This is a genomic window from Xenorhabdus eapokensis (assembly GCF_001908105.1).
Map to the genome: position 1 here is coordinate 46,505 of NZ_MKGQ01000013.1, position 12,814 is coordinate 59,318.

The 12,814-nt window shown below is 47.8% G+C and carries 9 protein-coding genes; all 9 read left to right on the forward strand.

The genetic code is table 11. The features are described 5' to 3' along the window. On the forward strand, positions 1 to 109 hold a 109-nt coding region (locus Xedl_RS10815), incomplete at its 5' end, for an EF-Tu C-terminal domain-related protein (protein WP_074023703.1). A gap of 336 nt (positions 110 to 445) precedes the next feature. Then, positions 446 to 829, forward strand: a complete 384-nt coding sequence (secE, locus tag Xedl_RS10820) for a preprotein translocase subunit SecE (RefSeq protein WP_074023704.1) — start codon at positions 446 to 448, stop codon at positions 827 to 829. A gap of 2 nt (positions 830 to 831) precedes the next feature. Continuing rightward, on the forward strand, positions 832 to 1,377 hold the full coding sequence (gene nusG / locus Xedl_RS10825) for a transcription termination/antitermination protein NusG (RefSeq protein WP_045959649.1): 546 nt from the start codon (positions 832 to 834) through the stop codon (positions 1,375 to 1,377). A gap of 217 nt (positions 1,378 to 1,594) precedes the next feature. Next, complete coding sequence (rplK, locus tag Xedl_RS10830; protein WP_074023705.1) at positions 1,595 to 2,023, forward strand: 50S ribosomal protein L11; 429 nt, start codon at positions 1,595 to 1,597, stop codon at positions 2,021 to 2,023. A 3-nt stretch (positions 2,024 to 2,026) separates the two neighbouring features. Then, positions 2,027 to 2,728: a 50S ribosomal protein L1 gene (rplA, locus tag Xedl_RS10835; RefSeq protein WP_074023706.1), complete on the forward strand. Its 702-nt coding sequence runs from the start codon at positions 2,027 to 2,029 to the stop codon at positions 2,726 to 2,728. Positions 2,729 to 3,074: 346 nt separating this feature from the next. Next, entirely contained in the window at positions 3,075 to 3,572 is a 498-nt protein-coding gene (rplJ, locus tag Xedl_RS10840; protein ID WP_074020846.1) for a 50S ribosomal protein L10, read from the forward strand. 63 nt (positions 3,573 to 3,635) lie between these two features. Further along, positions 3,636 to 4,001, forward strand: coding sequence for a 50S ribosomal protein L7/L12 (rplL, locus tag Xedl_RS10845; protein WP_045972989.1), 366 nt, complete (start codon positions 3,636 to 3,638; stop codon positions 3,999 to 4,001). A gap of 380 nt (positions 4,002 to 4,381) precedes the next feature. Continuing rightward, the gene (gene rpoB / locus Xedl_RS10850) at positions 4,382 to 8,410 is read left to right on the forward strand and encodes a DNA-directed RNA polymerase subunit beta (protein ID WP_074023707.1); all 4,029 of its coding nucleotides are present in this window, start codon (positions 4,382 to 4,384) and stop codon (positions 8,408 to 8,410) included. Positions 8,411 to 8,571: 161 nt separating this feature from the next. Next, the gene (rpoC, locus tag Xedl_RS10855) at positions 8,572 to 12,795 is read left to right on the forward strand and encodes a DNA-directed RNA polymerase subunit beta' (protein WP_074023708.1); all 4,224 of its coding nucleotides are present in this window, start codon (positions 8,572 to 8,574) and stop codon (positions 12,793 to 12,795) included. Positions 12,796 to 12,814 lie beyond the last annotated feature (19 nt).

Consider the following 12,814-nt stretch of genomic DNA (forward strand, 5'->3'; position numbering starts at 1 on the left):
GGTAGTTAACCTGATTGCACCAATCGCTATGGACGAAGGTCTGCGTTTCGCAATCCGTGAAGGTGGCCGTACTGTAGGCGCCGGTGTTGTTGCTAAAGTGATCGCATAATTTTTTTAATGTGTTCATTTTGGAAGGGCATCGATAGATGCCCTTTTTATACGTTGTCTTAAGAAGAACCTATCTCATCAATAGTTGTTCATAATTGGATAATTAATGGCAGATAAATTGCTATTTGATTGCTATTCTTAATTATTGGTGAGATAGGCTCTGATACAACGGATGGGCTTAGATATCATTGAGATACAAAAGTCCTGCTGAATTATGGTGCCGAGTCAGATACAATTACAATTATCTTTGGGTTCGGTCTGATTTGTTTTGCTCTTGCGAGGCAAGCTGGCTGTCTATTTACATCATAGTTACTTACATATAGTTACAGGTTGGTTTATGAGTGCGAATAGCGATGCTCAACAAAGCGGGCGTGGTCTTGATATAGCAAAATGGCTATTGGTGGCAGTGCTACTGGTGGTTGTTATTGTGGGTAATTACTATTACCGAGAGTATAACCTGCCTCTGCGCGCGATAGCCGTGGTTGCTATTGTTGCCCTTGCAGGAGCAGTTGCATTGTGGACTGTAAAAGGTAAAGCTGCATTAGCCTTTGCCCGTGAAGCCCGCATTGAAATGCGTAAAGTCATTTGGCCAACTCGCCAGGAAACACTGCATACAACTTTGATTGTTGCAGCTGTGACGGCTGTTATGTCTCTTATTTTGTGGGGACTTGATGGTATTCTGGTGCGTTTAGTTTCATTTATTACAGGCCTGAGGTTTTAAAAATGTCTGAATCCCCAAAAAAGCGTTGGTATGTCATCCAGGCATTTTCTGGGTTTGAAGGTCGCGTCGCTCAATCTCTGCGTGAACATATCAAATTACAAGAGATGGAAGATTCTTTTGGCGAAGTGATGGTGCCGACAGAAGAAGTGGTTGAGATCCGTAGTGGTCAGCGCCGTAAAAGCGAGCGTAAATTCTTCCCTGGCTATGTCTTGGTACAGATGGTAATGAACGATGCGACTTGGCATTTGGTTCGTAGTGTACCTCGCGTAATGGGTTTTATCGGTGGCACTTCTGACCGCCCAGCACCAATCAGCGATAAAGAAGTTGATGCGATTATGAATCGTCTTCAACAGGTTGGTGATAAACCACGGCCAAAAACTCTGTTCGAACCAGGCGAAATGGTTCGAGTCAGCGATGGTCCGTTTGCAGATTTCAATGGTGTGGTTGAAGAAGTTGATTATGAGAAGAGCCGCTTGAAAGTATCGGTTTCTATCTTTGGTCGTGCTACCCCCGTTGAGCTGGATTTCAGCCAGGTAGAGAAAGTTTAATCTGGTGATTAAGTGAGCGTCTTTGCTTGCAAAGGGTGTGAAATTAGCATACAATTTCGCGCCTTTTGTTTTTATCCAGACATCATGTTTAGTTGATACTGAGATAAATATATTAGGTTAGATAATAGTTTTAAGTAACCTGGTCTTTTAGACGGGGTTCAAATCGTCAGGGGAGCCTCATTTTGAGGCGATAAAACCCACATAGAGGAAAAGATAAATGGCTAAGAAAGTACAAGCCTACGTTAAGCTGCAAGTTGCAGCGGGTATGGCTAACCCAAGCCCACCAGTTGGTCCAGCTCTGGGTCAGCAGGGTGTTAACATCATGGAATTCTGTAAAGCGTTCAATGCTAAAACTGAAAGCATTGAGAAAGGCTTGCCAATTCCAGTTGTTATTACTGTTTACGCAGACCGTTCTTTCACTTTCGTTACCAAAACCCCACCAGCGGCTGTTCTGCTGAAAAAAGCAGCAGGTGTTAAATCGGGTTCCGGCAAACCGAACAAAGACAAAGTTGGTAAAGTAACCAGCGCTCAGATTCGTGAGATTGCTGAAACTAAAGCTGCGGATATGACTGGTGCTGACGTTGACGCGATGATGCGTTCAATCGAAGGTACTGCTCGTTCCATGGGCCTGGTAGTGGAGGATTAATCAATGGCTAAACTGACCAAGCGCATGCGCACTATCCGTGAAAAAGTTGATGTAACTAAACAATATGACATCAACGAAGCTGTTACTCTGCTGAAAGAACTGGCGACTGCTAAATTCGTAGAAAGCGTTGACGTAGCTGTTAATCTTGGCATTGATGCTCGTAAATCTGACCAGAACGTTCGTGGTGCAACTGTACTGCCACACGGTACTGGCCGTTCAGTACGTGTTGCTGTATTTACTCAGGGTGCAAACGCTGAAGCGGCTAAAGCTGCTGGCGCTGAACTGGTAGGTATGGAAGATCTGGCTGAACTGGTTAAGAAAGGCGAGATGGATTTCGACGTTGTTATCGCATCTCCAGATGCAATGCGCGTTGTTGGCCAACTGGGTCAAATCCTGGGCCCACGTGGTCTGATGCCAAACCCGAAAGTAGGTACTGTAACGCCTAACGTTGCTGAAGCTGTACAGAATGCTAAAGCGGGTCAGGTTCGTTACCGTAACGACAAGAACGGTATCATCCACACGACTATCGGTAAAGTTGACTTCGACGCTGACAAACTGAAAGAAAACCTGGAAGCTCTGCTGGTTGCGCTGAAAAAAGCTAAACCATCTTCTGCTAAAGGTGTTTTTGTTAAGAAAGTTAGCCTGTCTACTACCATGGGTGCAGGTGTTGCGATCGACCAGTCTAGTCTGAACGCATCAGTTTAATGATTTAAGCTGAGAATAACACTTTACCTTAGCGTCAGATTTGTCTAAAATCTGACGCTTCAAATTTGCCTGATCAGTGTGTTTTATAACACACAACCTTCGAAAAATAAGGCAGTATCGGCAAATAACAAGTTTTCGGTTGGAGCCTGGCCTGATCCAGGCCCCGTCCAAGACCGCAGGCGTAAGATAAGTGATTACTTACTTAATATCCTGCGTAGACGGTGACAGAACCAAATGAAATTTATTTTCTGGATTCTGCTCACCGTGTTTCAGCGCTCAGGCACATTTGGTGTTCTGAGTGAAGTGAGTTCCGGGTTTGCCCGGTTAATCCAGGAGCAAGAAGCTAATGGCACTAAATCTTCAAGACAAACAAGCGATTGTTGCTGAAGTCAGCGAAGTAGCCAAAGGCGCGCTGTCTGCGGTTGTTGCGGATTCTCGCGGCGTTACCGTAGATAAAATGACTGAACTGCGTAAAGCAGGTCGCGAAGCTGGCGTTTATATGCGTGTTGTTCGTAACACTCTGATGCGCCGTGCTGTTGAAGGTACTGAATTTGAGTGCCTGAAAGAAGCGTTTGTTGGTCCAACCTTGATTGCTTTTTCTAACGAACATCCGGGCGCAGCTGCTCGTCTGTTCAAAGATTTCGCGAAAGCGAACCCAGCATTCGAGATTAAAGCAGCAGCCTTTGAAGGTGAGTTTATTCCAGCGAGCAATATCGATCGTCTGGCAACACTCCCAACTTACGAAGAAGCAATCGCACGCCTGATGTCAACCATGAAAGAAGCCGCTGCAGGCAAACTGGTTCGCACTCTGGCTGCGCTACGCGATCAGAAAGAAGCTGCTTAATTGCTTATTTCCTTCGTTGCTTTTTAACGTATAAATTTTTTCTGAATTTTAGGAACACTTGTTATGTCTATCACTAAAGAACAAATTCTGGACGCAGTTGCAGAAATGTCTGTAATGGACGTTGTTGAACTGATCAGCATGATGGAAGAAAAATTCGGCGTTTCTGCTGCTGCAGCTGTAGCTGTAGTTGGTGGTGCTGCTGAAGCCGTTGAAGAAAAAACTGAATTCGACGTAATCCTGACTGGCGCTGGTGCTAACAAAGTTGCTGTAATCAAAGCAGTACGTGGCGCAACTGGCCTGGGTCTGAAAGAAGCGAAAGACCTGGTTGAAAGCGCACCAGCAGCTCTGAAAGAAGGCATCAGCAAAGACGACGCTGAAGCTCTGAAAAAATCTCTGGAAGAAGCAGGTGCTTCTGTTGAGATCAAGTAAGATCTGTTTGACGTTCGCAGCCTGATTTTTAAGGCTGGCGGCTGGCGGTTTTTTAATCGCCAGCCTTTTTGCGCTGTAAGGGTATGTCTGAAAAGCAGATTTGCCTGAAAGGCACTAATAGGGAGTTAGTAGCATTTCACACTGTTTGGCTGCTAATAAACCCAAAATACTTCTTCCTATTGACGACTTAATATACTGCGTTCTCAGCTACGATCCACTCGGGTAGCTCGGTAGTAAGGTAACGCAATGAAATGATTTAAGAGTAATAGCAATGAGTATTACGGAAAATATTCTATTTTCTGTCCGAAAAAATAGTGTTGCAGAGTGCTGTCCTTAAGGGCGGACAGAGTGGGTCACTTATCAGCGAGCTGAGGAACCCTATGGTTTACTCCTATACCGAGAAAAAACGTATTCGTAAGGATTTTGGTAAACGTCCACAAGTTTTGGATGTTCCATACCTTCTTTCTATCCAACTTGACTCGTTCCAGAAATTTATCGAGCAAGATCCTGAAGGCCAAAATGGTCTGGAAGCGGCCTTCCGTTCCGTGTTTCCAATTCAGAGCTACAGCGGCAATTCAGAGCTGCAATATGTAAGCTACCGTCTTGGCGAACCAGTCTTTGATGTTAAAGAGTGTCAGATCCGTGGCGTGACGTTCTCCGCACCTCTGCGCGTTAAGTTGCGTCTGGTGATCTATGAGCGTGAAGCGCCAGAAGGCACAGTTAAAGACATCAAAGAACAAGAAGTCTACATGGGTGAAATTCCACTCATGACTGATAACGGGACTTTCGTTATCAACGGTACTGAGCGCGTTATCGTATCTCAGTTGCATCGTAGTCCAGGCGTTTTCTTTGATAGCGATAAGGGTAAAACCCATTCATCCGGTAAGGTACTGTATAATGCACGTATCATTCCTTACCGTGGTTCGTGGTTAGATTTCGAATTTGATCCAAAAGATAACCTGTTTGTGCGTATCGACCGCCGCCGTAAGTTGCCGGCTTCGATTATTCTGCGCGCGATGGATTATTCCTCTGAAGACATTCTGAATCTGTTCTTCAAAAAAACCGTTTTCGAAATTCGCGATAATAAATTGCAGATGATGCTGGTTCCAGAACGTCTGCGTGGCGAGACTGCTTCATTTGATATCGAAGCAAACGGCAAAGTTTACGTTGAAAAAGGCCGTCGTATCACTGCTCGTCATATCCGCCAGTTAGAAAAAGAACAGGTAGACCGTATTGAAGTGCCTGTTGAATATATCGCGGGTAAAGTTGTAGCAAAAGATTACATCGACCAGAACACCGGTGAAATCATCTGTGCTGCTAACATGGAACTCTCTTTGGATCTGCTGGCCCGTTTAAGTCAGGCTGGTTACAAATCTATTGAGACCCTGTTTACCAATGATTTGGATCACGGCGCGTATATTTCCGAAACCCTGCGTGTTGACCCAACCAATGATCGCCTGAGCGCACTGGTTGAAATCTATCGCATGATGCGTCCGGGTGAACCACCAACACGCGAAGCCGCAGAAAACCTGTTTGAGAACCTGTTCTTCTCTGAAGATCGTTATGATCTGTCTGCGGTTGGTCGTATGAAGTTCAACCGTTCACTGGATCGTGACGAGGTTGAAGGTTCCGGTATCCTGAGCAAAGAAGACATCATCGACGTGATGAAAAAGCTCATCGATATCCGTAACGGTAAAGGTGAAGTCGACGATATCGACCACTTGGGTAACCGTCGTATCCGTTCCGTTGGTGAAATGGCTGAAAACCAGTTCCGTGTCGGTTTGGTTCGTGTAGAACGCGCAGTGAAAGAGCGTTTGTCTCTGGGCGATCTGGATACCCTGATGCCACAGGACATGATCAACGCCAAACCAATTTCTGCGGCGGTGAAAGAGTTCTTTGGTTCGAGCCAGTTGTCCCAGTTCATGGACCAGAACAACCCACTGTCTGAAATCACCCATAAACGCCGTATTTCTGCGTTGGGTCCAGGCGGTCTGACCCGTGAGCGCGCAGGCTTTGAAGTTCGAGATGTACACCCAACTCACTATGGCCGTGTATGTCCAATCGAAACACCTGAAGGTCCAAACATCGGTTTGATTAACTCATTGTCCGTTTATGCGCGTACCAATGAGTATGGTTTCCTTGAAACACCTTACCGCTTGGTTCGTGATGGTGTAGTGACTGATGAGATCCACTACCTGTCAGCAATCGAAGAAGGTAACTACGTCATTGCTCAGGCGAACACCGTATTGGATGAAGAAGGCCATTTCGTTGAAGAATTGGTCACTTGCCGTCATTACGATGAATCCAGCTTGTTCAACCGTGATCAGGTTCAGTACATGGACGTTTCGACACAACAGATCGTGTCCGTCGGTGCTTCTCTGATCCCATTCCTTGAACACGATGACGCCAACCGTGCATTGATGGGTGCGAACATGCAACGTCAGGCAGTTCCAACCCTGCGCGCTGATAAGCCGCTGGTCGGAACAGGTATGGAGCGTGCGGTAGCGGTTGACTCCGGTGTAACCTCTGTTGCTAAACGCGGCGGTGTGGTGCAGTACGTTGATGCATCCCGTATCGTTATCAAGGTTAACGAAGATGAAATGTACGCAGGTGAAGCGGGCATTGATATCTATAACCTGACCAAATATACCCGCTCAAACCAAAACACCTGTATCAACCAAACACCATGTGTTTCTTTGGGCGAACTGGTAGAACGCGGTGACGTCCTGGCTGACGGTCCATCCACTGATTTGGGTGAACTGGCTCTGGGTCAGAACATGCGCGTGGCGTTCATGCCTTGGAATGGTTATAACTTCGAGGACTCCATCCTCGTATCTGAGCGTGTTGTTCAGGAAGATCGTTTCACCACCATTCATATTCAAGAACTGGCTTGTGTGTCTCGTGACACTAAACTGGGGCCTGAAGAGATTACGGCTGATATCCCTAACGTGGGTGAAGCTGCGCTGTCTAAACTGGACGAATCCGGTATCGTTTATATCGGTGCGGAAGTAAAAGGTGGCGACATTCTGGTTGGTAAAGTGACACCGAAAGGTGAAACTCAGTTGACTCCAGAAGAAAAACTGTTGCGTGCGATCTTCGGTGAGAAAGCGTCTGATGTGAAAGACTCCTCACTGCGCGTACCAAACGGTGTTTCTGGTACAGTCATCGACGTACAAGTCTTTACCCGTGATGGTGTAGAGAAAGACAAGCGTGCGTTGGAAATCGAAGAGATGCAGTTGCGTGAGGCTAAAAAAGACCTGACAGAAGAACTGCAAATTTTCGAAGCTGGCCTGTTTGCTCGTATTCACTCTGTACTGGTTGCCGGTGGCGTTGAAGCGGAAAAACTCAGCAAACTTCCTCGTGAGCGTTGGTTGGAGCTGGGTCTGGCTGATGAAGAAAAACAAAATCAGTTGGAGCAGTTGGCAGAACAGTATGACGAACTGAAAGTAGAGTTCGAGAAAAAACTGGATGCTAAACGCCGTAAGATCACTCAGGGCGACGATCTGGCACCAGGCGTGCTGAAAATTGTCAAAGTGTATCTGGCTGTGAAACGCCAGATCCAGCCTGGTGACAAGATGGCAGGTCGTCACGGTAACAAAGGTGTTATCTCCAAGATCAACCCGATCGAAGACATGCCTTACGATGAAAACGGCACACCAGTGGACATCGTACTGAACCCGCTGGGCGTACCATCACGTATGAACATCGGTCAGATTCTGGAAACTCACTTGGGCATGGCGGCGAAAGGTATTGGTGACAAGATCAATGCAATGCTGAAACAGCAACAAGAAGTTGCCAAACTGCGTGAATTTATCCAGAAAGCTTATGATCTGGGTGATGACACCCGTCAGAAAGTTGACTTGGGCACCTTCACCGATGAAGAAGTGATGCGTCTGGCAGAAAACTTGAGAAAAGGTATGCCTATCGCAACACCTGTCTTTGACGGTGCAAAAGAGACAGAAATCAAAGAGTTGTTGCAACTGGGTGGCTTGCCGACTTCCGGTCAGATCACCCTGTTCGATGGCCGTACAGGTGAACAATTCGAGCGTCAGGTAACCGTTGGTTACATGTACATGCTGAAATTGAACCACTTGGTTGATGACAAGATGCACGCCCGTTCTACCGGTTCTTACAGCCTGGTGACTCAGCAGCCGCTGGGTGGTAAGGCACAGTTCGGTGGACAGCGCTTCGGTGAGATGGAAGTGTGGGCATTGGAAGCATACGGTGCGGCGTACACCCTGCAAGAAATGCTCACCGTTAAATCTGACGATGTTAACGGTCGAACCAAGATGTATAAAAACATCGTGGATGGTAACCACCAGATGGAACCAGGCATGCCGGAATCTTTCAACGTATTGCTGAAAGAAATCCGTTCGTTGGGTATCAACATCGAGCTGGAAGACGAATAAATCGTTTTCCCACTGGTACTGCCCGACTGTATGTTGAAACATAAGAATGTCGGGCGGTTTACCAGCCAGTGGTTGCACTGATCCCAGTGGTTATACTGGTTATAGAGGGGAGTGGCATGGGCCACTCACCTAACAGGTCTAACTCCGACAGGAGCCATTTCGTGAAAGACTTATTGAAGTTTCTGAAAGCGCAAACCAAGACCGAAGAGTTTGATGCGATCAAAATTGCTCTGGCCTCTCCAGATATGATCCGTTCGTGGTCATTCGGGGAAGTAAAAAAGCCGGAAACTATTAACTACCGTACGTTCAAGCCTGAGCGTGACGGTCTTTTCTGTGCGCGTATTTTCGGGCCAGTAAAAGATTACGAATGCTTGTGTGGTAAATACAAGCGTTTGAAACACCGTGGTGTGATTTGTGAGAAGTGTGGCGTTGAAGTAACCCAGACCAAAGTTCGTCGTGAACGTATGGGGCACATCGAGCTGGCATCTCCAACCGCTCACATCTGGTTCTTGAAATCTCTGCCATCCCGCATCGGTTTGTTGCTGGACATGCCTTTGCGTGACATTGAACGCGTCCTGTACTTCGAATCCTATGTGGTTGTTGAAGGCGGCATGACCAGCCTTGAGCGTAGTCAAATCCTGACTGAAGAGCAGTATCTGGATGCTCTGGAAGAGTTCGGTGATGAATTTGACGCAAAAATGGGTGCAGAAGCCATCCAGGCTTTGCTGAAAAGCATCGATCTGGAAAACGAATGTGAAACCTTGCGCGAAGAGCTGAATGAAACCAACTCTGAAACCAAGCGTAAGAAACTGACCAAGCGTATTAAACTGCTGGAAGCGTTCATTCAGTCTGGTAACAAACCAGAGTGGATGGTTCTGACCGTTCTGCCAGTTCTGCCACCGGATTTGCGTCCATTGGTTCCACTGGATGGTGGTCGTTTCGCAACTTCAGACCTGAACGATCTGTATCGTCGCGTTATTAACCGTAACAACCGTTTGAAGCGCCTGTTGGATCTGGCTGCGCCAGATATCATTGTACGTAACGAAAAACGTATGTTGCAGGAAGCGGTTGATGCGCTGCTGGATAACGGTCGTCGTGGTCGTGCGATTACCGGTTCTAACAAGCGTCCTCTGAAATCCCTGGCAGACATGATCAAGGGTAAACAGGGTCGTTTCCGTCAGAACTTGCTGGGTAAACGTGTTGACTACTCAGGCCGTTCTGTAATTACCGTAGGTCCATACCTGCGTTTGCATCAGTGTGGTCTTCCTAAGAAGATGGCACTGGAGCTGTTCAAACCATTCATTTACGGCAAGCTGGAACTGCGTGGCCTGGCGACAACTATCAAAGCCGCCAAGAAAATGGTTGAGCGTGAAGAAGCCGTTGTATGGGATATCCTGGATGAAGTCATCCGTGAGCACCCAGTTCTGCTGAACCGTGCACCAACCCTTCACCGTCTGGGTATTCAAGCATTTGAACCTGTCCTGATCGAAGGTAAAGCTATTCAGTTGCACCCACTGGTGTGTGCGGCGTATAACGCCGACTTCGATGGTGACCAGATGGCTGTTCACGTACCGTTGACGCTGGAAGCTCAGTTGGAAGCGCGTGCGTTGATGATGTCTACCAACAACATCCTGTCTCCAGCGAGCGGTGAACCAATCATCGTTCCATCTCAGGACGTTGTATTGGGTCTGTACTACATGACTCGTGACTGTGTTAACGCGAAAGGCGAAGGCATGGTTCTGACCGGTCCTAAAGAAGCAGAGCGCGTTTATCGTGCGGGTCTGGCTTCTCTGCATGCCCGTGTCAAAGTTCGTATCACAGAAGAAGTGAGAGATGGCGAAGGCAATGTGACTATCAACACAGGCTTGGTTGATACCACCATCGGTCGTGCCATCCTGTGGATGATTGTGCCGCGTGGCCTGCCATACTCACTGATCAACCAGCCGTTGGGTAAAAAAGCCATCTCCAGAATGCTGAACACCTGTTACCGCATACTGGGCCTGAAACCAACGGTTATCTTAGCTGACCAGACTATGTATACCGGTTTTGCTTACGCTGCTCGTTCCGGAGTATCTGTAGGTATCGATGACATGGTCATTCCTGAGAAGAAAGAAGGCATCATCGCGGAAGCGGAAGCAGAAGTGGCCGAAATTCAGGAGCAGTTCCAGTCAGGTCTGGTAACTGCCGGCGAACGCTATAACAAGGTTATCGATATCTGGGCTGCGGCAAACGAACGTGTTGCTAAAGCGATGATGGAAAACCTGTCTACTGAAACGGTGATTAACCGTAACGGTGAAGAAGAGCAACAGGTTTCTTTCAACAACATCTTTATGATGGCCGACTCCGGTGCGCGTGGTTCTGCTGCTCAGATCCGTCAGTTGGCGGGTATGCGTGGTCTGATGGCAACGCCAGATGGCTCCATCATCGAAACCCCAATTACCGCGAACTTCCGTGAAGGGTTGAACGTACTCCAGTACTTCATCTCAACCCACGGTGCTCGTAAAGGTCTTGCGGATACCGCATTGAAAACGGCGAACTCCGGTTACCTGACTCGTCGTCTGGTTGACGTTGCTCAAGACTTGGTAGTAACCGAAGATGACTGTGGTACGCTCGATGGTATCCTGATGACTCCGGTTATCGAAGGTGGTGATGTTAAAGAGCCACTGCGTGAACGTGTATTAGGACGTGTAGCGGCAGAAGACATCCTGAAACCAGGTACAGCGGATATTCTGGTTCCACGTAACACATTGCTGAACGAAAAATGGTGTGATCTGTTAGAAGAGAACTCTGTTGACAGCGTGAAAGTCCGTTCCGTAGTTAGTTGTGAAACTGACTTTGGTGTTTGTGCGAACTGTTACGGCCGTGACCTTGCTCGTGGTCACCTGATCAACAAAGGTGAAGCGATCGGTGTTATCGCAGCACAGTCAATCGGTGAACCAGGTACACAGTTGACGATGCGTACGTTCCACATCGGTGGTGCGGCATCTCGTGCGGCAGCAGAATCTAGCATTCAGGTACGTAACAAAGGTCATCTGAAGCTGAGCAACGCGAAATTTGTTACCAACTCAGCGGGCAAACTGGTTATTACCTCTCGTAATACCGAATTGCGCCTGATTGACGATTTCGGTCGTACCAAAGAGAGCTATAAAGTACCTTACGGCTCGGTATTGACGAAAGGTGATGGTGAGACAGTAACCGGCGGTGAAACCGTTGCGAACTGGGATCCACATACCATGCCAATCGTGAGTGAAGTATCCGGTATTATCCAGTTCTACGACATGGTTGATGGTCAAACCATTACCCGTCAGACGGATGAACTGACTGGCCTGTCTTCACTGGTCGTTCTGGATAGTGCGGAGCGTACCGGTAGCGGTAAAGACCTGCGTCCAGCACTGAGGATCGTAGATGCCCAAGGTAATGACGTTCTGATCCCAGGTACAGATATGCCTGCTCAGTACTTCCTGCCAGGTAAAGCGATTGTTCAGTTGGAAGATGGTATGTCCATCTCTGCGGGTGATACGCTGGCGCGTATTCCTCAGGAATCTGGCGGTACTAAAGATATCACCGGTGGTCTGCCACGCGTTGCGGACTTGTTCGAAGCTCGTCGTCCGAAAGAGCCGGCTATCCTGGCAGAAATCAGCGGTATCGTTTCCTTCGGTAAAGAAACCAAAGGCAAGCGCCGTCTGGTCATTACCCCACTGGATGGTAGTGAACCTTACGAAGAGATGATCCCTAAATGGCGTCAGCTCAACGTGTTCGAAGGTGAAGTGGTTGAACGTGGTGACGTGATCTCCGATGGCCCAGAATCTCCACATGACATTCTGCGCCTGCGTGGTGTTCACGCGGTTGCTCGTTACATCACTAACGAAGTACAGGAAGTTTACCGTCTGCAAGGCGTTAAGATTAACGATAAACACATTGAAGTTATCGTTCGTCAGATGCTGCGTAAAGCAACTATTGCGAGCGCAGGTAGCTCCGAATTCCTTGAAGGTGAGCAGGTTGAATACGCACGCGTTAAAGTATCTAACCGCAAACTGGAGCAGGATGGCAAAGTACCCGCTACCTTCCAGCGTGACCTGTTGGGTATCACCAAGGCATCACTGGCAACAGAATCCTTCATTTCTGCGGCGTCGTTCCAGGAAACCACTCGCGTTCTGACTGAGGCAGCGGTTGCAGGTAAACGTGATGAACTGCGTGGCTTGAAAGAGAACGTCATCGTTGGGCGTCTGATCCCTGCGGGTACAGGTTATGCTTACCATCAGGATCGCATCCGTCGTCGTCAAGAAAACGAAGTGGTTACAGCGCCACAAGTTAGCGTTGACGAGGCCACTGCAAACCTTGCTGAATTGTTGAATGCAGGTTTTGGTAGCAGCGATAACGAGTAATATCGTGATGCATAGCATA

Bases quoted from the DNA above. Each gene is read 5' to 3' on its own strand.
- rplA (WP_074023706.1), top strand. From the start codon at position 2,027: ATGGCTAAACTGACCAAGCGCATGCGCACTATCCGTGAAAAAGTTGAT.
- rplJ (WP_074020846.1), top strand. From the start codon at position 3,075: ATGGCACTAAATCTTCAAGACAAACAAGCGATTGTTGCTGAAGTCAGC.
- rplK (WP_074023705.1), top strand. From the start codon at position 1,595: ATGGCTAAGAAAGTACAAGCCTACGTTAAGCTGCAAGTTGCAGCGGGT.
- secE (WP_074023704.1), top strand. From the start codon at position 446: ATGAGTGCGAATAGCGATGCTCAACAAAGCGGGCGTGGTCTTGATATA.
- rpoB (WP_074023707.1), top strand. From the start codon at position 4,382: ATGGTTTACTCCTATACCGAGAAAAAACGTATTCGTAAGGATTTTGGT.
- rplL (WP_045972989.1), top strand. From the start codon at position 3,636: ATGTCTATCACTAAAGAACAAATTCTGGACGCAGTTGCAGAAATGTCT.
- nusG (WP_045959649.1), top strand. From the start codon at position 832: ATGTCTGAATCCCCAAAAAAGCGTTGGTATGTCATCCAGGCATTTTCT.